Here is a 24,341-nt window from a genome sequence, read left to right as displayed (position 1 = left end):
TCACTTCATATACCGATACTCCCGCAAACTCTCCAAAATCGCAACTTCCTGCAGCAATTCCTCACCAACATTCGTTTCCTTCACTTTCTTTCGCTCAAGCTCTTTGTCCACTAATCGTTTCACCGTCAAGACGTCGGTTCCGGTGCTTAGGACTTCTGCCTTTGAGTTGAAGTGTTTATGGGCGACGAGCTGCATGCCGTAGGAGTTGTATAGCAGCGTGTAGCCGGCGATGCCTGTTGTGGATTGGTAGGCTTTGGAGAAGCCGCCGTCGATGACGATCATTTTTCCGTTTGCTTTGATTGGGTCTTCTCCTTCGATTTCTTTTACAGGTGTATGGCCGTTGATGATATGGCCGTGATCTGGATTGAGGCCGAATTCTGCCAGGATGTTTCGGCAGGTTGCCTCGTCTTCTCGTAAATAATAATACGGGTTTTTCTTCTCTTTATGCGTTTCCTTCTCTTTGATGAAATAGCGCTCAAATGTCGTCATGGCGCGTTTTCCGAAGAGGGAGGAGTATTCGCCTGTCCATAAATACCAAGCCATATCTGTCGCCAGGTCATCGGTTTCTTCCGGGTGGGCAAAGGCTTCCCGCAAGAATCGTTCAAATACATCGAGCAGCTCACGGCCCGCATACGGTTTATCCTCAATCATCATCGTTTCCATATTGCCGTTTTCATCAACTGGAATACAGCCGTGAATCAACAGGTTGCCGTTATATTTTAAATAAAGGCTGCCTTTTTTCATCATAAAATTCATATGGCGGCCCAGCTTTTCGGAATGCTGGACAGAGAATAGCAGCTTGTCTATGACTTCTGCTTCTTCTTCTAATAGCTGATCTGGCTGTTCCGGATTAATCGTCGCAAAGCAGGTGTTTTCCAGCTGATATGTTTTTCCGTTCAGCGTGATTTCGTTTTTGTCATAATCTATTTTCTCTAATAACAGCCGCTCTTCCATATTAAAGTTCGGCCGTCTCTTGATAATCGGGCTCTCAAGCTTGAATTGGATCATGGCAATCGCTTGATGGATTTTGGTGATTTGCTTAATCTCATCCTCTGGCCTGTTGTCGTCTGCTTTTGGACGGAACGCTGGATTATCATCGTAATATTTTTCGGCCAGGTTCAGCAGCGGTCTCAGGTTGATTCCATACACGTCTTCAATAATATCCAGGTTGTCGTAGCGGGCACAGATGCGGATAATATTGGCCAAGCACACTTTGGAACCGGCATAGGCGCCGATCCAAAGGACATCGTGATTTCCCCACTGAATATCGACAGAATGATAGTTGATCAGTTCTTCCATAATTCTATCCGGCTGCGGTCCGCGGTCGTAAATATCGCCGACCACATGCAGATGGTCGACCACCAATCGCTGAACGCTGTAAGCAAGGCCGGTGATCAGCTTATCGGCTTGGCCAAGCTCAATGATCTGATCAATGATTTCGGAGTAATATTGCTCCTTGTTGCCAGCTTGTTCTGTTTTGTATAACAGCTCCTCCGTAATATAAGCAAATTGGGCAGGCAGTGCTTTGCGTAATTTGGAGCGGGTATACTTGGAGGAGCAATATGAAACGAGCTTAATCATTCGATTTATCGTTTCTTTATACCACTCGTTTAACGCTGCTTTCGCATCAAAGTCATGTTTGATTAATTTCAGTTTGTCTTCCGGATAATAGACCAATGCTGCTAATTCATCGATTTCTCTATCGTAAATGACACCGCTGAAGATGTCGCGTATCTTCTCTTTGACTCGTCCTGAACCATTACGCAGCACGTGCTGGAATGCCTGATACTCCCCGTGCAAATCACTGACAAAATGCTCAGTGCCCTTTGGCAGGTTCAATATCGCTTTCAAATTAATGATTTCTGTTACCACTTTTTCTTCACAATCGTATTTTTGCGCGAGTAGATCTAGGTACTTGCTTTCCAAAACCGTCCATCCCCTTTTTAGAATAAACCCCTATTTATGAGCATGTGCATGATAAGGTGAATTTAAAAGTATGACATTATTTTTAAACATTGGACCTTTATATGATAGTACCGCATAACTGCTTTTATAGACAATTGAAACGAGTGCAGCAGAATCTATGGAGGAGGTTATTTAGTCAAGGGCTTAGGCTTAAAGGTTCAGTATCCTCCTTATTGTTGTTATCAATATGCATTGATATGGTATTGACGATCCATTTATTTAGCTTGTTTGTCAGTTATCTTGTAAGGAATTGCCTTGAGGAAACTGCCGTTGTTGTACATTGAGTGTTATATATTGTAAACTAGAGTAAAAGATATCCAGATTAATCATCGAAAAACATTTCTTACAGTTCCAAACCGGAAACGAAAGAGGTACCGCGAAAATACAAATATTTCCTAGGAGTATGTATATGAATATAGCGAATTACACTTTAAAAGTGAAAGGCAAAACGTTACTTCAGGACACCGACTTGCATTTTTCGAGCGGGAAAATTAATCACGTTGTCGGAAAAAATGGAGTCGGTAAATCACAGCTTGCTAAAGACTTTTTGTTGAATAATAGCAAAAGAATCGGCAGAGATATTCGTCAAAATGTTTCTTTAATATCCAGCTCGTCGAATATACCTAATGATGTTTCTAAGGACTTTTTATTACACTTTTTGAGTAAAAAATTTGATGCAGAAATGATAGATAAAATCGCACATTTACTTAATCTGGATAATATTGATGGAAAAGTTCTGATCAAAAATTTGAGTGATGGACAAAAGCAAAAATTAAAATTGCTCAGTTTCTTATTAGAGGATAAAAATATTATTGTTTTAGATGAAATAACGAATTCATTAGACAAAAAAACGGTTATAGAGATTCATGGCTTCTTAAACAAGTATATTCAGGAGAACCCCGAGAAGATTATCATCAACATTACACATGATTTGTCTGATTTAAAGGCGATAGAAGGGGATTATTATATATTTAATCACCAAGAAATTCAACAATATCATTCAGTGGATAAATTAATTGAAGTGTATATAAATGAGTAATAAAACAGTGGGGGCTTGAGATGAAATTAGAGTTTAAAAAGAGTATCAGCAACAAAGTTATCATTATTTTAGGAGCAATGTTTGTATTTTTATTTTTGCTGGGTTATTTTTTACTTGTTGGAATTGATAAAGTCAGCAATGTTACACCTGAAATGTTTTTCTTTAGCTCCTATACTGTTGCGACCCAGTTTGGTTTGATGTTATTTTCATTTGTTATAGCTTTCTTTATTAATAGAGAGTATTCAAACAAAAATATTCTCTTTTACAAATTAATTGGAGAGAACATCTATACTTTCTTTTATAAAAAGATAGCTGTTTTATTTTTAGAATGTTTTGCATTTATAGCGCTAGGCCTGCTAATCATATCGTTGATGTACCATGATTTTTCGCATTTTGCATTATTACTTTTTTTATTTTCTGCAGTTATACTGCAGTATATTCTAATTATCGGAACTATAAGCATGTTATGTCCTAATATATTAATTAGTATAGGTGTCAGTATCGTTTATTGGATGACTTCTGTTATCTTAGTAGCTATAAGCAATAAAACGTTTGGTTTCATTGCTCCTTTTGAGGCAGGTAACACTATGTATCCCCGAATAGAAAGAGTGCTGCAATCTGATAACATGACACTTGGGAGTAATGATGTTTTATTTATTATTTTGTATTTAGTTTCAATTATTATCATAAATGCGATTATCCTTCGCTTTTCTAAAACTAGATGGATCAAAATGGGCATTTAATAAAGGAAGCTACTTCACAGTGAAGTAGCTTCCTTTATGTGCACCTATATATCCATTAACATCAAGATTAATGCATGTGACTGGCTGAGTTTGTTAAGGGAAGGATGTTTTTCTGTTTGCATCGCCCAAACTATTATTGTTTTTCTTTCACCATCTTTACAAAGAGGAAAAAGATAATGAATACGATAAAGTAGTTCATTGGATTCTTAACGATGCTCATCTCTAGTGAAATCTGTAAGAGTATCCAGAGCGCAAAGATGGCTAGTATGGCAGGAATGATAATTTTGTACATGTCGATCACCTTCCATAGTGAAGCAGCCCTATAATAAAAAACTATTAGCCTGTACCACAAACTGCGACTGCTTATAATTATACAAAATCTTCGAGTAATCAAACGGCTGCCCATTTGTCAGGTGAAAAATACTTTCTATATACAGCTTCGGCAGTCCAGCCTCTAATCCCAAATATTCCGCTTCTTCCTCATTAAGCTGGCCCACGTGCAGAAACAAATCAGAAAAACCAATCTTCAACCCCAGTCCTTCCCGGATGTAATGGAAGATGGAGTGGGAGACGATTTCGTTGTTTAAATACGTCACGATCGATTTGTTGTAGTAAGACTCTTCGTAGCAAAGGGTCTGGCCGTTGATGTAGCGGACCCTTTTGACATAGTAGATGTCCTCGTCCATTCCGATGTTCAGGTTTTCCGCCGCTTCCGGAGTTGGCTTTCTCACGTCCAGTTCGATAACTTTTGAGGTGACGTTGAAATCCTCGAGGTCTTTTTTAAATCCCTGATTCGACAGAAGGCTGATATAGTCTTTTCGTTTATGTTTTCTGACGAAAATGCCGCTTCCTCTGACCTGAAAGATCGCGCCTTTTTGCTCTAATAGCTCCAGGGACTTTGTGATGGTGCTTTTGCTGACTTCAAACTGGGCCATGAGGGTTTCCAGGACTGGCAGTTTGTCTCCCTGCTGAAGCTGGTGTTCTTCTATATATGTTTCAATTTCCGCTGCGATTTGCTGGTATTTTAACATACGCATTCCTCATTTATTCGTTTAGTTTCACTGCCAAAATTATAGCATAAACCGCTTACAATGATAGTAAGTGCGTAAATATTTTGTTTCGGTATTGATATATTATACCGGTACAATTATAATGAAAGCGCAACCAAAACGGGGTGGGTGAAATGTCGGGGAAAGTGAGAGATTATACGAGACTAGCAAAAGACATTTTAGAGGCCGTAGGCGGGGAAGAGAATGTGATTGGGGCTTCTCGCTGCGCTACCAGACTTCGATTGGCTGAAGCGGTCTACCCCTAAAGCGAAGGATATCGTGAAATCGATGCTACCATCCCGCCGTCATTACGGTTGTCATGGTGGCGCCTACAAAGCCTGCGTTCAGCGTCCGGCGTCGAATTGCTTGCGCACATCGGACTGGATAGAGTGACATTAGACGGCACGTCTTTTTCCTTGAAGGTAAAAGAAGGCGATACCGAAAAAAGGCGAAGTGCTTGTTGAGTTTGATAAGCTTTCATTGAAGAGATTGAGGAAAGTGCATTACATCAAAAAATATTTACAGTCGTAAGCTGAGGAGGAATTAAACATGGGAAACATGCCAAAGGATTTTTTATGGGGCGGTGCTTTAGCTGCCCACCAATTTGAAGGCGGATGGAATCAAGGCGGTAAAGGGCCGAGTGTCGTCGATGTGATGACAGCGGGTGCGCACGGCGTGCCGAGAAAAATCACGGACACGATTGAAGAAAACGAATTTTATCCAAACCATGAAGCCATTGATTTCTATCACAGATACAAGGAAGATATCGCTTTGTTTGCGGAAATGGGATTAAAATGTCTGCGGACGTCCATCGGCTGGAGCCGGATTTTTCCGAAAGGCGATGAGGCTGAACCGAACGAAGCTGGTTTGCAGTTTTATGATGATGTGTTTGATGAATTGCTGAAGCATGGGATCGAGCCGGTCATTACCCTGTCTCACTTTGAAATGCCGCTGCACCTGGCAAGAGAATATGGCGGCTTTAGAAACCGGAAAGTCGTGGACTTCTTCGTCAACTTTGCAGAGGCTTGCTTTACCCGTTACAAAGATAAAGTAAAGTACTGGATGACATTTAACGAGATCAACAACCAAATGGATGTGAACAATCCGTTGTTCCTATGGACGAATTCAGGTGTTGTGGTTGGCGAAAACGAAAACGCCAAGGAGGTCATGTATCAAACGGCACACCACGAACTAGTGGCGAGCGCCTTAGCAGTGGCAAAAGGAAAAGACATCAATCCAGAGTTCCAGATCGGGGCCATGGTATCACACGTGCCGATTTATCCTTTCTCCTCCAATCCTGAAGATGTGATGCTGGCTGAAGAAGAAATGAGGCAGCGCTATTTCTTCCCTGATGTACAGGTTCGCGGTTATTATCCAAGCTACGCGTTGAAGGAATTTGAACGCGAAGGCTACAACATCACATTCGAAGACGGCGATGATGAGATTTTAAGAAACGGAACCGTCGATTACTTAGGCTTCAGCTATTACATGTCAACAACTGTGAAAAGCGATGTGAAAAATGATAACACTGGCGATATTGTAAATGGCGGCTTGCCGAATGGTGTCGAAAATCCGTACATCACTTCGAGTGACTGGGGATGGGCGATTGATCCAACCGGGCTGAGATATACGTTAAATCGTTTTTATGACCGATACCAAATCCCGTTATTCATCGTTGAAAATGGCTTTGGCGCAGTGGATACGCTGGAGGAGGACGGCAAGGTTCATGATCCGGAACGCATTCAATATTTAAAATCGCATATTGAAGCATTGGAAAAAGCGGTCACGTACGACGGTGTTGATTTAATTGGCTACACGCCGTGGGGCATTATTGATATTGTCTCCTTCACAACTGGCGAAATGAAAAAACGCTACGGCATGATCTATGTTGATCGTGACAATGAAGGAAACGGATCCATGAAGCGGTATAAGAAAGATTCCTTTGAGTGGTACAAAAATGTCATTCAAACGAACGGCGAGGAACTATAAGAAGCTGGCCCGAATCGAGCACTTTTACCGTAGTGCCTGGTTCGGGTTTTTTCTGTAGAAAAAGAAAAATCCGCTATCCTGCCAATCTGGCAATATAGCGGATTTCTTATATTAGTTACGGATTAGGTAATCAAACGCGCCGAGAGCGGCCGTTGCTCCTGATCCCATCGAAATAATGATTTGATTGTACGCACTGTCTGTGCAGTCGCCGGCAGCGAATAAGCCTGGCACGCTGGTTGCGCCGTGTTTGTCGACGATGATTTCGCCCATGCGGTTGCGTTCAACCGTTCCTTCTAACCATTCTGTGTTTGGCACGAGACCGATTTGGACGAATACACCTTGAAGTTCAACGTGTTTTTCTTCGCCTGTTTCGCGGTCTACATATGTGATGCCGTTAACACTCTGATCACCTGTGATTTCTTTTGTTTGTGCGTTTTTCACGACAGTAACGTTAGGCAGGCTGTAGAGACGTTTTTGCAGGACTTCGTCTGCTTTCAGTTCCGGCGCGAATTCTAGTACAGTAACGTGATTGACAATACCTGCAAGATCAATCGCTGCTTCGATACCAGAGTTTCCGCCGCCGATTACCGCAACGTCTTTGCCTTCAAACAATGGCCCATCACAGTGCGGGCAGTATGCGACACCTTTGTTTTTGAACTCTTGTTCACCGGGTACGTTGACATTGCGCCAGCGTGCACCTGTTGAAAGGATCACTGTTTTACTTTTCAGGACAGCGCCATTTTCGAGTTCAAGTTCGAACAGATCTTTCTTCTCAAGGCGTTTCGCACGCTGAAGGTTCATAACATCAATATCATATTCCTTCACATGCTCTTCAAGACTTGCCGCAAGCTTCGGCCCTTCCGTCGCTTTGACGCTGATGAAGTTTTCGATGCTCATGGTGTCGAGAACCTGTCCGCCGAAGCGTTCAGCGACAACCCCAGTGCGGATGCCTTTACGTGCAGTGTAGATCGCTGCACTTGCACCAGCAGGTCCGCCTCCGACAACAAGAACGTCAAACGGCTCTTTGTCAGCAAACTCAGATGCATCTGCGCCGCTGCCCATTTTCGCAAGGATTTCTTCAAGCGTCATACGGCCGCTTCCGAAGGATTCGCCATTCAGGTAAACGGTCGGCACTGCCATGATGTTTTTGCTTTCAACTTCTGCTTTGTATGCTGCACCGTCAATCATCGTGTGCGTAATGTTCGGATTCAGCACGCTCATCATGTTTAAAGCTTGTACAACATCAGGACAGTTGTGACATGTCAGGCTGATATAAGATTCGAAGTGGTATTCACCGCTGATCTTCTTCACCTGATCAATGACTTTTTGGTCCACCTTAGGCGGTCTGCCGCTCACTTGGAGCAACGCCAACACTAATGATGTGAATTCGTGGCCCAGAGGGATACCAGCGAAAGTTACGCCAGTGTCTTCTCCGACACGATTGACACTGAAGCTTGGCGTTCTGTTTAATTCAGCTTTTTCAACTGAAATTTTCGATGACATGGAAGCCAGCTCATCAACGAGAGCCAGCATGTCCTTTGAAATGTCATCTTCGCCTGCGCTAACTTTGAGAACAATGTCATTCTCAATTAGCTGCATATATTGATTTAATTGTGCTTTGATATTTGCATTAAGTACCAATTGAATGCACTCCTTAGATTTTACCTACTAGATCAAGGCTAGGTGTAAGAGTTTCGCCGCCTTCTTCCCATTTAGCCGGGCAAACTTCACCTGGGTTTTGACGAACGTATTGAGCTGCTTTTACTTTGTTTACAAGGTTGCTTGCGTCACGGCCGATACCGCCTGCATTGATTTCAACAGTTTGGATAACGCCGTCTGGATCGATGATGAATGTTCCGCGGTCAGCAAGACCAGTTTCTTCGTCAAGAACATCGAAGTTGCGAGAAATTGTTTGAGATGGGTCACCGATCATTGCGTAAGTGATTTTGCCGATTTTTTCAGAGCTGTCATGCCAGCCTTTGTGTACGAAGTGAGTATCTGTAGAAACAGAGTATACTTCAACACCTAATTCTTTAAGTGCAGCATATTGTTCTTGAAGATCTTCAAGCTCAGTTGGGCATACGAAAGAGAAATCTGCTGGGTAGAAGCAGAATACGCTCCATTGGCCTTTCAAATCTTCGTTTGTTACATCGATGAATTCACCGTTTTTAAATGCTTTTGCTTCGAATGGAAGTACTTCTTTACCGATTAAAGACATAATGTATATTCCTCCTAAAAATGTATTAGAAAGCATATCCGCTTTCAATAATAATTCTAATTATATATGAATTATTAATTAATATATATTTTTTGTCAAGCGATAACCTACTTTTTTTGATCTTACTAAAGGTGTGACAGGTAGGATTTAGGTATTTCTTTTATAACAGATGAGATGATTGATATGGGTTGATTCTCAATTAGACAAGGTTTTCAGGGACTTTTGTAAATCAGAATGACAGGCCGTTTTGGCATTTGAACATTTTATGACACCATTGGACAAGGGGCAAAGGACAATGGCCAAGAGCAGAATAGAACGGAACAGCAGGCATGTTGTCACATGATCATCTTGGGGATTGTTTCTAGCTAATATTGTATCACTGTTTATGATATTTAAAACATAACTCTTGTCTTCTGTTGTTTGAGATAGAAGAAATCATAGATGAAAAAAACACGGTTCAGTTGAAACTGACCGTGTTTTTGATGACAGGTTATTCAGACCAATTCGTATGGAAAACGCCGTCCATATCAGTCCGTTCGTACGTGTGAGCGCCAAAGTAATCGCGCTGCGCCTGCAAGAGGTTCGCATTGGAACGCCCTGTGCGGTAGCCGTCGTAATAAGAGAGCGCGGTAGTTAAGCATGGGAAAGCGATTCCGGTGCTGATACCCTCGCAAACGATTTTTCGCAGGCCTGTTTGATAGGCATGGAGCTTATCTGTGAAATAAGGCGCGATCAGCAGGTTAGCCAGATTTGGCTGCTCACTGAATGCTTCGCTGATCACGTTTAGGAAATCAGCGCGGATGATGCAGCCGCCTCGGAAAATCAAGGCAATGTCTTTGAGCGGCAGATTCCAGCCGTAAAGCTCAGATGACATCTTATATTGGGCAAAGCCTTGTGCATAGGCGCATACTTTCCCCATGTAAAGAGCCTGTCTGACGTATTCAATCCAGGTGTCTTTATCCAAGTGTTTTTCTTCGGATTCCGGGCCTGCTAATACGTCTTGAGCTGCCATCCGTTCTTCTTTTAAGGATGACAAGTAGCGGGCGAACAAGGACTCTGTGATGATCGTGGACGGGATGCCGTTATCAATCGCCTGCATGCTCGTCCATTTTCCAGTGCCTTTTTGGCCGGTTTTATCAAGGATGACATCGATCAGAGGCTGTCCTGTTTTTTCGTCTTTTTTGCGTAAAATCTCAGCTGTAATCTCTATTAAATAGCTTTTCAGCTCACCTTGATTCCATGTTTCAAAAATAGATGCAATTTCATCTAGCGGCAGACGAAGCGTTTCTCTTAGAAACGTATACGCTTCTGCAATCAGCTGCATGTCGGCATATTCAATGCCGTTGTGCACCATTTTTGTAAAGTGCCCTGCCCCTTTTGGTCCGATATAGACACAGCAAGGGTCATCTCCGACTTGGGCTGCGATTTTCGTCAGGATAGGAGCGGCTTTCTCATAGACGTCGCGATCTCCGCCCGGCATGATGGAAGGCCCTGTTAACGCACCGACTTCACCGCCGGAAATGCCGACTCCCAGGTAGCCGATCCCTTTTTCCTTCAGCTCGTCATATCTTCTTTCTGTGTCTTCATAATGGGAGTTTCCTCCATCCATGATGACGTCGCCTTCTTCAAGCAAAGGCTTTAATGATTGGATGACGGAATCTACGGGTTTTCCCGCTGTGACCATCAAAAAGATTTTTCTTGGTTTTTCTAACGATTGAACAAAGTCCTCAAGCTCGTAATACGGGCTGAGAGATTGTCCATCCAGCTTTTGGACAAGCTGGTCCGTTAAATCTCTGGTGTAATTATAGACAGCGACGTTTTCACCTTTATTTGCCATGTTTAAGGCGATGTTGCTTCCCATTACGCCTAAGCCTATGACACCAATCGTATTGAACATGTGTTACAGCTCCTTCTTAATTTCATACAACTAAACTTAACAATAAAATGAATCCCAGTCCAGCAACGGAAATAATGGTTTCCAGCAATGTCCATGTGGCGAATGTTTCTTTCATGCTTAATCCGAAGTATTCCTTGAACATCCAGAAGCCGGCATCATTGACGTGTGAAGCGATGACACTTCCGGCGCCTGTTGCGAGCACGACTAACGCCAGGTTAACATCAGAATGGCCCAATAACGGGATGACCAGACCTGTTGTGCTTAGTGCGGCAACAGTCGCTGATCCTAGAGAAATGCGCAGGATCGCCGCGATGAGCCATGCCAGAATGATTGGCGATAATGCCGTTCCTTTGAATAAGTCTGCTACGTAATCGCCGACACCGCCGTTGATCAGCACTTGTTTGAAGGCGCCGCCTCCTCCGATGATCAAAAGCATCATGCCGATTTGTGAAATGGCAGTTGAACAAGAATCCATCACGGTTTTGACTGGAATGTTGCGCTTGATGCCCATTGTATAGACTGCGACCAATAACGAAATAATCATAGCAGTCGATGCGTTTCCAATCAATCTGATAAAAGCTAAAACGCCGTTATCTGCAAACCCGATTGTTTCTTGAAGCAGGTCGATAATGGTCGCGACCGACATGATGATAATCGGGAGCATTGCGGTAAAGACACTGATTCCAAAGCCGGGTGTTTCTTCAAGGTTAAACGTTTTTTGTGTGCCGAGTGATGCAATATTGCCGTTTTTCGCAAATGATGCAGGAACGATTTTTTTCGCGAACTTTGTAAATAACGGCCCTGCGATGAGCACTGTCGGAACAGCAACGATAAAGCCGTACAGCAGCACTTCTCCAATGTTTGCGCCATACTCACCGGCGATCGCCGTAGGTCCCGGGTGCGGCGGCAGGAAACCGTGTGTGACGGATAGTGCAGCGACCATCGGGATTCCGAGAAATAAAATAGAAATCTTCAATTCTCTTGAAATCGCAAAGACAATCGGAATTAATAGAACCAGTCCTACTTCAAAAAATAACGCAATCCCAATAATGAATGAGGCAATGACAACGGCCCATTGAATATTTTTCTCACCGAATTTGTTGACGAGCGTCATCGCAATGCGCTGTGCGCCTCCTGAATCCGCGATCAGCTTGCCCAGCATCGCACCGAGTCCAAAGATGAGCGCGATGTGGCCAAGAGTCCCCCCTATTCCTGCTTCGATGGAGCTGACAACTTTATCGAACGGCATCCCGAGTGCCAGTGCCACGCCGAACGATACGACCAGCAGGGAAATAAATGTGTTTAATTTTAAGCCCATAATCAGAAATAGTAATGCTAAGATCCCAAGTGCAACGATGATTAACGGCATGGTAATGCCCTCCCCTTCATGTCATGTACTATTTGTGTGTGATTAAGCCCCTCTGATAATCTGCAATTTGTGTATATTGATTTTCTAATAATCTTGATAGATTGATGAAAATCGGCATTAATGTTCTGTATTCCTTGGCTGAGTCTTCGATCGGCGTATGTCTGTATGTGCTGCCGATCATGTCGGACGCGGCGTCGAAAGAGTCAATTTTTCCTGTTGCATACAGGCCTAAAATGCAGGCGCCGAGACATGAGCTTTCGTAGCTTTCCGGAACGACAACCTCTGATTCGAAGATATCCGACATCATTTGGCGCCAAACCTCCGACCTTGCAAATCCCCCTGTCGCTTGGATGCGGGTTACCGGGCCATCCATGCATTCAGTTAACGCCAAGAACACCGTGTACAGGTTGTAAATGACGCCTTCCAATGCCGCGCGTATCATATGCTCTTTCTTATGCGACATGGTCAGGCCGAAAAATGAGCCGCGTACATCCGGATTCCACAACGGAGCGCGTTCTCCGGCGAGATATGGGTGGAACAGCAGACCGTCAGAACCGGGTCTGACGCGTTGGGCAATTTTCGTCAGCACGTCATATGGATCAATGCCCAGCCGTGTCGCTGTTTCGATTTCGGAGGAGGCAAACTCGTCTCTGATCCAGCGAAGGACGATGCCCCCATTGTTCACAGGTCCCCCAATAACCCAATGCTTGTCCGTCAAGGCATAGCAAAAAATTCTCCCTTTTTCATCGGTTTGCGGCTTGTCAATAATCGTCCGGATGGCACCGCTTGTACCGATGGTGACGGCGATTTCGCCCTTTTTAATGGCGTTGACGCCGAGGTTGGACAGCACGCCGTCGCTGGCCCCGATGACAAAAGGCGTTTCCGGATCGATTCCCATTTGGATCGCTATTTCCGGGCTGCAGTGCTGAAAGATCTGGGTTGTCGGCACGAGTTTGGATAAGTGATCCGGCGTGATGCCTGCGATGCGCAGTGCCTCTTCGTCCCAATCCAAGCCTTTCAGGTTCATCATGCCTGTCGCTGATGCCAATGAGTAATCGATGACATACTCATTGAACAGCTGTTTAAAAATGTATTCTTTGATGCCGATATATTTTTTTGCCTTGGAAGCGATTTCTTTCCTTTCATTCGTGATCCAGGCAATTTTACTTAACGGTGCCATCGGATGAATCGGTGTTCCCGTCCGTTTGTACACCTCATGTCCGTTCAATTCCTTCTTGATCTTATGCGCCCAGCCTTCACTTCTGTTGTCGGCCCATGTGATGCATGGCGTCAGCGGCTTGTCATTTTCGTCGATTGCAATGACGCTGTGCATGGCGCTGCTGAACGAAATGAAAGAGATCCGTTTTTCGGGATGCTGTTTTGTAATTCTCGCTGTTGTATGGATGACTGCCTGAAAAATCTCTTCCGGATTTTGTTCTGCTGTTGAGATGTCCGGTGTATAGAGCGGGTAGCCGATGCTTTCTTTCTGTACCACATCCCCGTTTTCACTGAACAGCACAGCTTTTGTGCTTGTCGTGCCGATATCGATTCCTAACATATAACTAGTCATTGTTGTATTCAGCTCCTTTTGCCAGCATTTGTTGTGAGAGCCATAGGTCTTCTACCTTATCCTGCACATCATCAAAGTTTTGGTGAAGAGACTGAATCATCAGCACCCTATCCTTTGTTTTGATGGCTTGAATATAAAGCTCGTGGTTATCTAAGATCCTTGTGAAGTCTTCATACTTTTCCTTTAACCGTACCCGCATCGATAAAAGAATAAAGCTTTCCATGACGGGTTTTAGATTGTTCCAGATCATCTGAATGTATGAATGATCAATCGCTCGGATAATCGTTTCATGGAACAGCACATCTTGAAATGAAAATTCGTCAGCGTCCTCATATTTGATTGAGACTTTCATCATTTCAAGAATTTTGCTGAGATCCTTAACTAAAGGCTCAATGTCTATTTTGACAAGCCGTTCAAAGACAAATGTTTCTAATAGTAACCGCACATCATAAATTTCCGCGATTTTCTTCTCAGTTAAACCAATTACGACCGCTCCCATTCGTTCTAAGCGGATGATTTTTTCGGATGCGAGTATTTTTAGCGCTTCGCGAACCGGCGAACGGCTTACTGAAAACTCGGCGGCGATTGTATTTTCTGATAAAATGGTACCGCTTTCAATCAGACCTGAAACGATCCGCATTCTCAGCTCGTATGCGACACGAACCCCGGTTGACGCTTTTGAGAGCCATTTTGCGGGATACAACAGGTCTTTGGAGTCTAGCATACACTCACCTTCCTCACTCAAGAAGTATACTTGTATACAAGTATGATAACGTGAATATTTCTTTTATGCAAACACTTTCATTTCTAATTTTTAATAAAATTTTTCCCAATCATTATGGTATTTATTTCTAAATGGAATATGGTACATTGGAGATAACTAGCGTAAGTGAATCATGTTTTGAAAGAGGCGATTTGGATGAAAATCATCATTGCACCTGATTCTTTTAAGGAAAGCTTATCAGCTCTGGAGGCAGCCGAAGCGATAGAAAGAGGTTTCAAATCGGTCTTTCCGGGTGCTGATTACAGAAAATTGCCGGTGGCGGATGGCGGCGAGGGAACCGTTCAATCTCTGGTCGATGCGACCAACGGAAGGATCATAGAGCAAGTTGTCACAGGGCCGCTGGGGGAACCGGTGAGAGCTTTCTTTGGCATGATGGGAGATGGGAGAACAGCTGTGATTGAAATGGCTGCTGCTTCAGGGCTGCATCTGGTGCCTGTAGATAAGCGAAATCCGCTCATCACTACAACAAGGGGAACGGGAGAATTAATCGGGGCAGCTCTTGATGCGGGAGCGGAGCGTTTGATCATCGGAATCGGCGGAAGCGCCACGAACGACGGGGGAGCCGGGATGATTCAGGCATTGGGCGTAAGGCTTCTTGATAACTCAGGCCGCGAGATTGGCCCGGGGGGCGGCGCGTTATCTCAGCTTGCATCAATAGATGTTAGCGGGCTTGATTCCAGATTGCGGAATGTCAAACTGGAAGTTGCCTGTGACGTGGACAATCCGTTAACAGGACCAAAGGGCGCTACGGCTGTTTTCGGGCCGCAAAAAGGCGCGACGGCCGACATGCTGGATGTACTAGACCAGAACGTAAGCCATTTCGCTGATATGGCAGAAAAAGAGCTCGGATCAACCTTCCGAGATACAGAGGGCGCCGGTGCAGCGGGCGGTCTTGGATGGAGCCTGCTGACTTATCTTCAGGCTGACCTGAAAAGAGGCATTGATATTGTCCTTAATGCGATTGATTTTGAAAGTATCGTTCAGGATGCAGATCTTGTGATTACCGGCGAGGGACGGATCGACAGCCAAACGGTTCATGGAAAAACGCCGATCGGCGTAGCCAAGGCGGCTAAATCATACGATGTGCCTGTCATCGGCATTGCGGGATCAATATCACGAGACAGTGATGCCGTCTACCAGCACGGAATCGATGCGCTTTTCAGCATCGTCCCCGGAGCCGTGCCGCTAGAAGACGCGTTTGAACATGCCGCGGAATATATGGAAAGAACGGCGCGGGACATTGCAGCGACTATCAAATTGGCGAAAACGATGTTTCTGATATAGCCGATGCACACGCCAATGCATAGCCATCCTTCTTTTTGGGTAGAGACAGTTAACACACAATGAGGAATTCATCCCAGAAGGAGGACGCAGATATGACTGTACAAGAAATCAAAGGCAAAAAACTAGTAAAAGGCATTGCGCCAAGTGTGGAGCCGGAAGCTCTGTTAAATGATAAACGAAAAGTATTTTTGTTTGGTTCCCCTAGTTACACAAACATTGGCGACCAAGCGATTGCGTATGCGGAAGAGAAATTTATCAAAAATCATTTTCCGTATTATGAATACATTGAGATTATGGATTATGCGACGGATGAGGGCATTGAACTGGTGAAGGAGATCATTCGTGAACTGCTTTACAGGCGGAGGGAACTTAGGAAACCTTTATCTCGATATTGAGGAAGACAGAAGAAAGGTCTTTTCGGCGTTTAAAGACTACAAATCGATTTCTCTTTTTGAGGATACAGAGGAAGGACAGAAGGAAAAGAAAAAAACACAGGATGCGTACCATCAAAATACAAACTTAACGATTGCTGCGCGTGAGACGCAAACACTGGATGTGGTGAAAGAGACCTTCAATTCCAATGTGATCTTTACGCCGGACATGGTGCTTTCCTTGGACATTGTGCCGCGAGAGCTTGAGTGGGACGGCGTTCTCTTTATTTTAAGAGCGGATAAGGAGAAAGTGACTGACGAAGATTTTATTTCACAGATGAAGAAATGGGCAGAAAAAACAACTTACACAGAGCGTACCGATACGGTGCTGGATACGGTCGACACCATCGATTACGCCGATCGTGAAAAGCATTTTATGGAGATGCTGGACCGCATCGGCTCCAGTAAATTGGTGATTACCGACCGCCTTCACGCGATGATTTTCTCGATTATCACCAAAACACCTTGCCTTGTCTTTGGAAACAGCTATGGCAAAGCCAAACATTCATATCGGGATTGGCTTGAAAGCTTAAACTTCATTGAGTATACCGATAAGAATGATGTTGGGGAGCTGGAGGGCCTGATTGACCGCCTGCTTCAAGCAGAACCGAATGACGTTGATTTATCTAAGGACTTTCAGCCGCTGATTGATTTTTTTGCTTCTTAAACGAAAAAGACTGCCCTCCACCGGGGCAGTCTTTCTTTGTTAAATATGAAACAGCCAGACGACGAGCGGGCAGAAGAATGAGCCGAGCACCGCACAAAGCGTCATGGATACGGAACTCATGGAGACGGCCAGTTCCCCATATTCCAATGCTTTGGAGGTGCCCAGTGCATGGGAGGCGCTGCCTAATGCAATGCCTTGTCCAAGGGAACTGCGTATGCGAAGCCATTTTAGGAAAAGCGGCCCTAGGATGACGCCTGAAAAGCCCGCAATCATGACAAATACGACTGTCATGGAAGGGACGCCGCCAAGACCGGCGGCGATTTGAATAGCGACAGGGGTTGTGATCGACTTTGGCAGAATGGATAATAAGAGATCATGATCAATCCCGAATGCTTCTGCGAAGATCAGCCCGCTGATCATTCCCATGCATAATCCGACCAGGACGCCGCCTAGAATGGGAACACAATATTTGACTATGATATGCCATTGTTTATAAAGCGGATAGGCCAGCGCCACGACAGCCGGCCCAAGCAAAGAATTAATCCATTTCCCCCCGATCATATAGCCTTCATAGGAAACATGAAATATCATCAAAACCGCTACAATCAAAATGGTCGTTGTCAGAACGGGGATCAGAAATGGAAGCGGGAATCGCTTATAGAGTTTGACCATCGCTAAATAAGCGGCAACTGTTAAAAGAATTATAATGATCGCGATGCATGCTTGCTGCATTTCTCTTTCTCCTCCCGTTTTTTTGCTTTTTTCTCTAATAGCTGGCTGGCGAATCCAGCTGCAATGATCGTGACGATGGTGCTCAGAACGACTGTAATCAGCAGCATCAGGCCATTGAATGAAATGAGAGACGGATAGTTTATCACTCCTGTCATTGCCGGGATGAACAACAATGGAAGGAAGGATAATAAAAACCCTGCTCCGTCTTCAATGATGGAGACGGGAACAATACGGAGGCCTAAGCAGATCAGAAGCAATACCAATCCAACGATGCTTCCTGATACGGGTAAATGAAACAGATGCTGAATGGCTTCCCCGATCATAAAAAATACATATAATATCAACACTTGCAAGATAATTCGTATGACTTTCACATCAAGTGCTGCTCTCCAATGAGAACAGCTTCCTCCTTTCTGGTGCTTGCTTCTAGGATGGTTCTGAGGAATCGCTTTACTTTCTTTTTATATGATTGTACTATACAAGTATAATAATTGATTTAGTCATATAACGACTTGTGTTTATTCAGTTAATGTACATTTGTATTATACAAGTATATATGATGTTGTCAATGCCGGAGATTGGAATAGGGAGCGAGAGCGATTGCAAAATCAAAATCCAGTTGAATTAATTGAATATGAGCTGACGACTTTTATCAGGAGAGCTGTTTATCTGGATCAATCAGAGAAAAGAACAGGGAATTTGGAGAGATCTTCGTACTTATTACTGAGACAATTGGATGAGTTTGGGCCTGCTCGTGTTAAGGAATTGGCAGAATCGTTTAAGCTTGATATTTCTACTCTTTCAAGACAAGCAGCTGCATTAGAGGCAAAGGAGCTCATCTATCGTTTCTCAGACCCATCTGATGGGAGAGTAAGCCTGTTTACCATTACAAAACTCGGCAAACAACTATTAAAAGCCGATCAGCAAAAGCGCCTTGAACGTTATGAACAGATGCTGAAAGAATGGTCAACACAGGAAAAAGAGATGTTCGGCGAGCTGCTGCAGCGTATGAACAAGGCTTTTATCGATTAACAGCTAAAAAACCCATGGTTCCGCTGGAGGGACTGACCCCATAAGATGAGACAAATAAAAACACCTTCAAGTTTGAATACGGATGATTGTTATCCGAAATTAGACTTGGAGGTGTTTTTTCTATGGGGACAAGAGTGAGTTATCCGGTTGAAGTGAAACAGAAGGCTGTAGAAATGAGATTGGCAGGCGTACCTATGAAAGAGATCATGCAGGAGTTGAATATCAAAAATAATACGCAGATTAAGACATGGGTCAGATGGTATAAGGCTGGTGATACACATCGATTTGAACAGCCTGTTGGTAAGCAATACACTTATGGAAAAGGTCCGGAGTATTCTTCCGAATTAGAGAAACTGCAGGCAGAGAATCGATATCTGAGACAACAGAATGAAGTGTTAAAAAAGTACAACGAATTGGAAAGGAAGTTGATAGCCAAACGTCAGTCGAACTTGTAGAAGAATTGCACAGCACAATGACCGTGCAGGATATCTGTATTCATTTAGGTATCTCTCGCTCGTCTTATTATCGTTGGAAGAAGAATCTGAAGAAAGATCATCCCAAGCGCCATTTAGAAAAACAAATCGGCACGTTGTGCCGAGAGCACCAGTATCGATATGGATATCGAAAAATCACAGCTATATTAAAAAAGAGAATGTGTATTAACCATAAAACGGTTCAGCGTATTATGCAGAAAAATCAGTGGCAGTGCCGGGTTAAGGTGAAAAAGCGCAAGAAGAATGGGCAGCCATATGCCGTGGTCGACAATATATTAGATCGGAACTTTCAGTCTGATCATCCTCTTGAAAAACTAGTAACAGACATCACGTATTTGCCTTATGGACAGAAACAATTGTACCTTTCCAGTATATTGGATGTATATAATGGAGAAGTGATTGCTTTTACGATTGGAGATAAGCAGGACACAGACTTTGTCTTACACACACTTGATCAACTGCCAACACTGCCTGAGAACTGCGTGTTACATAGTGACCAAGGATCTGTGTATACATCTTACGAGTATCAGAAAGCTGTTAAAACAAAAGGCATTACCATGAGCATGTCCCGCAAAGGGACACCCGCTGATAATGCCTCCATCGAATCGTTTCATTCCTCACTAAAGTCTGAAACGTTCTATCTTAACAGCATTGATCGAACCACGACCGCCATCGTAGAACGCACTGTCATAGAATACATTCATTATTATAACAATATTCGTATTCAAACGAAACTAAACAACCAATCACCGATAAATTATCGGCAATTGGCTGTTTAAAAGGTGTTTTGATCCCTGTCTCAAAAACGGGGGTCAGTCCCGGAACAGCATGGGTTTTTCTTATGGTCAGTGATTACCTGCATCGTTTGGCGGCAGCCCAAGCCACTAGTCCGGCAACAACAGCCGCCGATACAATAGGGCGCTTCGTCGCTTTTGTGTAGTAGCTTCTTGACCTCATCCATCCTTTATTTGTGCCTCTGTCATGCATACCGCAGCCCGCATCATAAAGAGCGCTTTCTTCTCGCGGTTTGGACGGTCTTTCGGCATGCTGGCTGTGATACATGATTTTTTCCATCAGTCTGTCGGTCAGACGAGGGAAAAGCGCGCCCAGCATGGCGATGGCTTTGGCCTGTGAGCCGATGTACATGTCGCGCTTAGGGTTTTCGGCGGCAAACAGGATAGCTTCGGCGACTGCTTCCGGCGGATAGATCATGGAGCGGTAATGAGCCGGCTGTTTGTTGAGGTAGCTGTGCGCGTGCTCGTTATAAGGTGTGTCAATTCTGCCCGGGTGGATGAGCGTTACCGAGACGGGCGCCTGTTCCTTTTCGAGCTCCATTCGGATGCTTTCCGTCCAGCCGTGAAGCGCAAATTTGGCAGATGCATATGTGGATTGAATGACCGTTCCCCTGTCTCCGAACAGGCTTCCTACATTAATGAGTGCGCCCGGCACACCTCTGCCGGTGTAGTGTTTGACAGCCGCTCTTGTTCCGTAAACAGGTCCCCAGAAATTTGTGTCGAACATGCGCTTCATGTCTTCGACGGTGACGTCCATGGCATGTCCGAAAGTCGAGACGGCCGCATTGTTGACCCATGTGTCAAAGCGGCCGAATGTGCTGATCGCGGTTTCTGCGATGCGGTTGACGTCCTCTTCTTTTCCGACATCCGCCTTTACCCATATGGCGTCGTGCCCTTTTTCCTTAAGTTCATCAGTGAGCTCCTTCAGCGCGTCTTCATTTCGCGCTGCTGCCACGACCTTTGCGCCTTTTTCAGCTGCCATTCGTGCCGTGACAAGTCCGATTCCGCTTGAAGCGCCGGTAATGACGATCACCTGATCCTTAAGCTTTTTCAGTTTGAGCTTTGTTTTTATGGCGGGGTTTTGTCGTTCAAGCTGTTCTGTATTCGTGACTGAATGATCGATTGTCATTGAGAGATCCCTCCTAGACGCTGTTTTTGTACATTACCCCATCTGGAAGGGTCTTACCCCTTTTGACAATCACAGGGTTCTTTTTTATATTATATAAGTCGCTCTACCATACCTAGGAGGGAATGTTTTAATGACTAGCAGAGGAGATTCACGTGAAAAAATCCTTCACACGGCGTCACGTCTGTTCCAGCTGCAAGGATATCACGCGACAGGTTTGAACCAGATTGTAAAAGAAAGCGGTGCTCCTAAGGGATCGCTTTATCACTTTTTTCCGAATGGCAAAGAAGAACTAGCAATTGAAGCGGTTACATATACAGGTAAGATCGTTGAACATCTGATACAGCAAAGCATGGATGAATCCTCTGATCCTGTTGAAGCGATTCAGCTTTTTATCAAAAAAACAGCCAGCCAATTTGACAACACAGAAAGCATTAAAGGTATTCCAGTCGGTTTGCTGGCGAGTGAGACAGCGTTAATCAGTGAACCGCTGCGGACGGTTTGCATGAAGGTGTTTAAAAGCTGGGAAGCGGTTTTTTCCAGAAAATTAATGGAAAACGGATTTGCAGAAGAAGAAGCAAATCAGCTTGGAACGCTGATTAATTCGATGATTGAGGGGGGCATCATGCTTTCGTTAACGAATAAAGACAAAACGCCTCTTCTTCTCATTGCCGAACAAATACCAGTGCTGGTGAGAAAAAAAGGGTAGCATTTTGTTATCCTTTCTCCTACAATTATATAGAACGGTCTAGACAAATGAATGATAATATATAGACTGGTCTAAATTGGAGGAAGCGATAATATGAAAACATTATGTACACATTCGTTGCCTAAAGAAAAAATGTCTTATTTGCTCCGGAGCGGAGAAGGCGAGCGCTATCTGTTCGGCAGACAGGTCGCCACGGTGATGGCGAATGGGAGGAGCACAGGTGATTTGTTTGAGATCGTGCTTCTTTCCGGGGGAAAAGGAGATGCCTTTCCGCTTCACGTCCACAAGGACACACATGAAGGAATTCTCGTTTTGGACGGGAAACTGGAACTGACACTTGATGGTGAACGCTATTTATTAATATCAGGTGATTATGCCAACATTCCGGCGGGAACACCGCACAGCTACCGGATGCAGAGCCACAGAACAAGACTGGTGTCTTACACGATGAAAGGAAACGTAGCGCACTTGTATTCCGTTATTGGGAATCCGTATGATCACGCTGAACATCCGCCGTACGCAAGCGAAGAAGTCTCAAACGAGCGGTTTGCAGAAGCAGCCGCTGTAGCGGACATTGTATTTCTAGATGAAGGAAAGCCTGCATGTTCGGCCAAATTAGCGGAACTTACAGAGCTGCCAGATGGAGCCGTTCCATACGTTCTTGAATCAGGAGAAGGAGATCGCCTGTTGACTGGAGATCAGCTTCACCGCATTGTGGCTGCACAAAAAAATACAGATGGCCAGTTTATCGTCGTATCCTCTGAAGGCCCTAAAGGTGACCGAATCGTTGATCACTACCATGAACATCATACAGAAACATTTTATTGCCTTGAAGGCCAGATGACGATGTGGGCAGATGGCCAGGAAATTCAGCTGAATCCGGGAGATTTCCTGCATGTCCCTGCAAATACCGTTCACTCCTATCGCCTTGATTCTTACTATACAAAGATGGTGGGCGTATTGGTTCCTGGTTTATTTGAACCGTTTTTCCGGACGTTAGGCGACCCGTATGAAGGCCACATCTTCCCATGTGAGCCTCAGGCTTTGCGCTTTGATCGCGTTTTGCAGAATATCGAAGCATTAGATTTAAAGGTGATGAAACCATAAAGATGACAAGATTGTAAGGTTTTCATGCCGGCCTGACACCTAAATCGATGTTTCCGCGCTTCATTTTTTCATACCCTTAAGGTACAGAAAAAAGGAGCGTGATGGCTATGTCTTCATTACAGCCGACTTTAACAAATGAGCGGATCGGTGTGCTTGATGTGCTGAGAGGAATGGCGATTTTCGGCATCTTATTTGTCAATCTGGCACATTTCAGTTATCCGGATATGTATTTGTCTATGCTTGGAAAAGAGAATTTTTTCATGGATAAGTGGTCTGAAGCTGATTTTGCCGCCGCAGATATACTGAAATTCTTCATTCAAACAAAATGTATTTTATTGTTTTCCTTTTTATTTGGATTTGGCATGGTTGTCATGATGGAGAGAGCAGAAAACAAAGGGAAACGGTTTGTTCCGTTATATGTGAGAAGGTTAATGGCGCTTCTCTTGTTTGGAACGATTCATGCCTTTTTGATATGGGACGGGGATATTTTAACAGAATATGCCTTGCTCGGTTTTGTCCTGCTCTTGTTTCGAAAAGCAAAGCCGAAAACACTGCTGATATGGGCGGTCTCTTTGTATCTTCTGTTTTCCATTCCGTTCATGTTGATAAGTTTTGATCAATCAAACGGACAGGAATGGGTACAAGCGGTAACACAGCAGGCAACACAAGCGATTCATGTTTATGGAAGCGGCAGCCTGAAGGACATTGCAGAACAGCGGATCCATGACCGTCTTGTTTATATGTCTTCGAATGGCATGCTTACGTATAATCCGCTCAACTTCTTCTTTGCATCCATTCCTTATTTCAGCATGTTTTTGCTGGGAGCTGAGGCAGCAAAATCACGGTATTTGCATGAACCGGAAAAGCATCGCAAAGGATTAAAACGATTATGGATGGCTGGGCTTGTCATCGGCATCGGCGCCCATGTGCTGTACAGTGTAACGGAAAAGGAACTATTTCTGCTGATTGGCGCGCCTTTCCTCATGTTTTTCTATGTTACAACGGTTGTCTATCTTTATCATAAAACAAGAGTGAGAACAGTGCTGCAATCATTCTCCGCTGTTGGGAGGATGGCATTTACCAATTATTTGATGCAGTCTATTGTGTGTACTTGGATTTTTTATCATTACGGCTTGGGCCTGTATGGAAAAGTGTACCCTGCTGCGGGTGTGCTCATTACAATTGCTGTTTGTGCCGTTCAAATGGCCTTCAGCCACCTTTGGCTTCGTGTCTTTCGGATGGGGCCGTTTGAGTGGCTGTGGAGAAGCGCTACGTATCTGTCGTGGCAGCCTATTGTAAAGAAAACAAAAGTCTAGATGCCTATTGGCGTCTAGACTTTTTT

The 24,341-nt window shown here is 44.2% G+C and carries 22 protein-coding genes and 2 pseudogenes; 12 read left to right on the top strand and 12 right to left on the bottom strand.

Annotated features, from left to right (window positions below; translation table 11 throughout):
* Window positions 1-1,926, bottom strand: coding sequence for a fructose-1,6-bisphosphatase (gene fbp, locus NSQ09_RS05000; protein ID WP_141237702.1), 1,926 nt, complete (start codon window positions 1,924-1,926; stop codon window positions 1-3).
* 448 nt (window positions 1,927-2,374) lie between these two features.
* Here fbp and NSQ09_RS04995 point away from each other — a divergent pair, with 448 nt between their 5' ends.
* Window positions 2,375-3,004, top strand: coding sequence for an ATP-binding cassette domain-containing protein (locus NSQ09_RS04995; protein ID WP_014481448.1), 630 nt, complete (start codon window positions 2,375-2,377; stop codon window positions 3,002-3,004).
* Window positions 3,005-3,024: 20 nt separating this feature from the next.
* The gene (locus tag NSQ09_RS04990; RefSeq protein ID WP_003226987.1) at window positions 3,025-3,747 is read left to right on the top strand and encodes a peptide ABC transporter permease; all 723 of its coding nucleotides are present in this window, start codon (window positions 3,025-3,027) and stop codon (window positions 3,745-3,747) included.
* Between the two features lie 133 nt (window positions 3,748-3,880).
* Here the strand turns inward: NSQ09_RS04990 and NSQ09_RS04985 are convergent, their stop codons facing one another.
* Together NSQ09_RS04985 and NSQ09_RS04980 are read right to left on the bottom strand one after the other, a co-directional pair.
* Complete coding sequence (locus NSQ09_RS04985; RefSeq protein WP_009968424.1) at window positions 3,881-4,039, bottom strand: hypothetical protein; 159 nt, start codon at window positions 4,037-4,039, stop codon at window positions 3,881-3,883.
* Window positions 4,040-4,067: 28 nt separating this feature from the next.
* Window positions 4,068-4,778: a GntR family transcriptional regulator gene (locus tag NSQ09_RS04980; protein WP_341030613.1), complete on the bottom strand. Its 711-nt coding sequence runs from the start codon at window positions 4,776-4,778 to the stop codon at window positions 4,068-4,070.
* Between the two features lie 152 nt (window positions 4,779-4,930).
* On the opposite strand from NSQ09_RS04980, the pseudogene NSQ09_RS04975 reads away from it, so the two are divergent.
* From NSQ09_RS04975 to bglA, 3 genes and pseudogenes are all read left to right on the top strand, one after another.
* Window positions 4,931-5,087, top strand: a pseudogene (locus NSQ09_RS04975) (PTS transporter subunit EIIB); the annotation flags it as partial.
* Between the two features lie 23 nt (window positions 5,088-5,110).
* Window positions 5,111-5,260, top strand: a complete 150-nt coding sequence (locus tag NSQ09_RS04970) for a PTS glucose transporter subunit IIA (protein ID WP_224588604.1) — start codon at window positions 5,111-5,113, stop codon at window positions 5,258-5,260.
* 85 nt (window positions 5,261-5,345) lie between these two features.
* Window positions 5,346-6,785, top strand: a complete 1,440-nt coding sequence (gene bglA, locus NSQ09_RS04965; RefSeq protein ID WP_069964434.1) for a 6-phospho-beta-glucosidase BglA — start codon at window positions 5,346-5,348, stop codon at window positions 6,783-6,785.
* 111 nt (window positions 6,786-6,896) lie between these two features.
* Here bglA and ahpF read toward each other — a convergent pair whose 3' ends face one another.
* The 6 genes from ahpF to gntR form a co-directional block, all read right to left on the bottom strand.
* On the bottom strand, window positions 6,897-8,426 hold the full coding sequence (gene ahpF, locus NSQ09_RS04960) for an alkyl hydroperoxide reductase subunit F (protein WP_043858375.1): 1,530 nt from the start codon (window positions 8,424-8,426) through the stop codon (window positions 6,897-6,899).
* A gap of 13 nt (window positions 8,427-8,439) precedes the next feature.
* On the bottom strand, window positions 8,440-9,003 hold the full coding sequence (ahpC, locus tag NSQ09_RS04955; protein WP_015483942.1) for an alkyl hydroperoxide reductase subunit C: 564 nt from the start codon (window positions 9,001-9,003) through the stop codon (window positions 8,440-8,442).
* Between the two features lie 490 nt (window positions 9,004-9,493).
* Window positions 9,494-10,900 (bottom strand): decarboxylating NADP(+)-dependent phosphogluconate dehydrogenase, encoded by a 1,407-nt coding sequence (gnd, locus tag NSQ09_RS04950; protein WP_017697263.1) that lies wholly within the window; start codon window positions 10,898-10,900, stop codon window positions 9,494-9,496.
* Between the two features lie 22 nt (window positions 10,901-10,922).
* Window positions 10,923-12,269 (bottom strand): gluconate permease GntP, encoded by a 1,347-nt coding sequence (gene gntP, locus NSQ09_RS04945; RefSeq protein ID WP_003243139.1) that lies wholly within the window; start codon window positions 12,267-12,269, stop codon window positions 10,923-10,925.
* A gap of 28 nt (window positions 12,270-12,297) precedes the next feature.
* Window positions 12,298-13,839, bottom strand: a complete 1,542-nt coding sequence (gene gntK, locus NSQ09_RS04940) for a gluconokinase (protein WP_015715036.1) — start codon at window positions 13,837-13,839, stop codon at window positions 12,298-12,300.
* Entirely contained in the window at window positions 13,832-14,563 is a 732-nt protein-coding gene (gene gntR, locus NSQ09_RS04935; RefSeq protein WP_015715035.1) for a gluconate operon transcriptional repressor GntR, read from the bottom strand. The genes gntK and gntR overlap by 8 nt, the downstream gene beginning before the upstream one ends.
* 195 nt (window positions 14,564-14,758) lie before the next feature.
* Here gntR and NSQ09_RS04930 point away from each other — a divergent pair, with 195 nt between their 5' ends.
* Complete coding sequence (locus NSQ09_RS04930) at window positions 14,759-15,907, top strand: glycerate kinase (protein ID WP_017697264.1); 1,149 nt, start codon at window positions 14,759-14,761, stop codon at window positions 15,905-15,907.
* 92 nt (window positions 15,908-15,999) lie between these two features.
* Window positions 16,000-17,005: pseudogene (locus NSQ09_RS04925) on the top strand (polysaccharide pyruvyl transferase family protein).
* A 39-nt stretch (window positions 17,006-17,044) separates the two neighbouring features.
* Here NSQ09_RS04925 and NSQ09_RS04920 read toward each other — a convergent pair.
* Window positions 17,045-17,737 carry an LrgB family protein gene (locus NSQ09_RS04920; RefSeq protein ID WP_017697265.1) on the bottom strand — a complete coding sequence of 231 codons (693 nt, stop codon included), beginning with the start codon at window positions 17,735-17,737 and terminating at the stop codon, window positions 17,045-17,047.
* A complete protein-coding gene (locus tag NSQ09_RS04915) occupies window positions 17,707-18,111 on the bottom strand; it encodes a CidA/LrgA family holin-like protein (protein WP_017697266.1) in 405 nt (134 codons plus the stop codon). The genes NSQ09_RS04920 and NSQ09_RS04915 overlap by 31 nt, the downstream gene beginning before the upstream one ends.
* A 226-nt stretch (window positions 18,112-18,337) precedes the next feature.
* Between NSQ09_RS04915 and NSQ09_RS04910 the strand changes: the two genes are divergently transcribed.
* Together NSQ09_RS04910 and NSQ09_RS04905 are read left to right on the top strand one after the other, a co-directional pair.
* Window positions 18,338-18,769: a MarR family winged helix-turn-helix transcriptional regulator gene (locus NSQ09_RS04910; protein ID WP_003243994.1), complete on the top strand. Its 432-nt coding sequence runs from the start codon at window positions 18,338-18,340 to the stop codon at window positions 18,767-18,769.
* Window positions 18,770-18,891: 122 nt separating this feature from the next.
* A protein-coding gene (locus NSQ09_RS04905) for an IS3 family transposase (protein ID WP_087614160.1) occupies window positions 18,892-20,042 on the top strand; the annotation gives its coding sequence in 2 pieces (ribosomal slippage) (window positions 18,892-19,165 and window positions 19,165-20,042; 1,152 coding nt in all).
* Between the two features lie 73 nt (window positions 20,043-20,115).
* On the opposite strand, the gene NSQ09_RS04900 is transcribed toward NSQ09_RS04905, so the two are convergent.
* Window positions 20,116-21,186 carry an SDR family oxidoreductase gene (locus tag NSQ09_RS04900; protein ID WP_341030612.1) on the bottom strand — a complete coding sequence of 357 codons (1,071 nt, stop codon included), beginning with the start codon at window positions 21,184-21,186 and terminating at the stop codon, window positions 20,116-20,118.
* Window positions 21,187-21,316: 130 nt separating this feature from the next.
* Between NSQ09_RS04900 and yxaF the strand changes: the two genes are divergently transcribed.
* The 3 genes from yxaF (at window position 21,317) to NSQ09_RS04885 (ending at window position 24,315) form a co-directional block, all read left to right on the top strand.
* Complete coding sequence (gene yxaF, locus NSQ09_RS04895) at window positions 21,317-21,892, top strand: transcriptional regulator YxaF (protein WP_087614830.1); 576 nt, start codon at window positions 21,317-21,319, stop codon at window positions 21,890-21,892.
* A 93-nt stretch (window positions 21,893-21,985) separates the two neighbouring features.
* Window positions 21,986-22,999, top strand: coding sequence for a quercetin 2,3-dioxygenase (gene qdoI, locus NSQ09_RS04890; RefSeq protein ID WP_038428088.1), 1,014 nt, complete (start codon window positions 21,986-21,988; stop codon window positions 22,997-22,999).
* Between the two features lie 107 nt (window positions 23,000-23,106).
* Window positions 23,107-24,315, top strand: coding sequence for a DUF418 domain-containing protein (locus NSQ09_RS04885; RefSeq protein ID WP_003227027.1), 1,209 nt, complete (start codon window positions 23,107-23,109; stop codon window positions 24,313-24,315).
* The last annotated feature ends 26 nt before the right edge of the window (window positions 24,316-24,341 follow it).

The sequence above is a fragment of the Bacillus sp. FSL W8-1202 genome, assembly GCF_038006165.1.
Taxonomy (GTDB): domain Bacteria; phylum Bacillota; class Bacilli; order Bacillales; family Bacillaceae; genus Bacillus; species Bacillus subtilis.
This window is presented reverse-complemented; position numbering and strand designations above follow the sequence as displayed.

Excerpts from the sequence above, each read along its gene's own strand:
- bglA (WP_069964434.1), top strand. The coding sequence starts at position 5,346 with ATGGGAAACATGCCAAAGGATTTTTTATGGGGCGGTGCTTTAGCTGCC.
- NSQ09_RS04980 (WP_341030613.1), bottom strand. The coding sequence starts at position 4,778 with ATGTTAAAATACCAGCAAATCGCAGCGGAAATTGAAACATATATAGAA.
- qdoI (WP_038428088.1), top strand. The coding sequence starts at position 21,986 with ATGAAAACATTATGTACACATTCGTTGCCTAAAGAAAAAATGTCTTAT.
- NSQ09_RS04920 (WP_017697265.1), bottom strand. The coding sequence starts at position 17,737 with ATGCAGCAAGCATGCATCGCGATCATTATAATTCTTTTAACAGTTGCC.
- NSQ09_RS04990 (WP_003226987.1), top strand. The coding sequence starts at position 3,025 with ATGAAATTAGAGTTTAAAAAGAGTATCAGCAACAAAGTTATCATTATT.
- yxaF (WP_087614830.1), top strand. The coding sequence starts at position 21,317 with ATGACTAGCAGAGGAGATTCACGTGAAAAAATCCTTCACACGGCGTCA.
- NSQ09_RS04995 (WP_014481448.1), top strand. The coding sequence starts at position 2,375 with ATGAATATAGCGAATTACACTTTAAAAGTGAAAGGCAAAACGTTACTT.
- NSQ09_RS04885 (WP_003227027.1), top strand. The coding sequence starts at position 23,107 with ATGTCTTCATTACAGCCGACTTTAACAAATGAGCGGATCGGTGTGCTT.
- NSQ09_RS04930 (WP_017697264.1), top strand. The coding sequence starts at position 14,759 with ATGAAAATCATCATTGCACCTGATTCTTTTAAGGAAAGCTTATCAGCT.
- gnd (WP_017697263.1), bottom strand. The coding sequence starts at position 10,900 with ATGTTCAATACGATTGGTGTCATAGGCTTAGGCGTAATGGGAAGCAAC.
- NSQ09_RS04900 (WP_341030612.1), bottom strand. The coding sequence starts at position 21,186 with ATGACAATCGATCATTCAGTCACGAATACAGAACAGCTTGAACGACAA.
- gntK (WP_015715036.1), bottom strand. The coding sequence starts at position 13,839 with ATGACTAGTTATATGTTAGGAATCGATATCGGCACGACAAGCACAAAA.
- ahpC (WP_015483942.1), bottom strand. The coding sequence starts at position 9,003 with ATGTCTTTAATCGGTAAAGAAGTACTTCCATTCGAAGCAAAAGCATTT.
- gntR (WP_015715035.1), bottom strand. The coding sequence starts at position 14,563 with ATGCTAGACTCCAAAGACCTGTTGTATCCCGCAAAATGGCTCTCAAAA.
- gntP (WP_003243139.1), bottom strand. The coding sequence starts at position 12,269 with ATGCCGTTAATCATCGTTGCACTTGGGATCTTAGCATTACTATTTCTG.
- NSQ09_RS04985 (WP_009968424.1), bottom strand. The coding sequence starts at position 4,039 with ATGTACAAAATTATCATTCCTGCCATACTAGCCATCTTTGCGCTCTGG.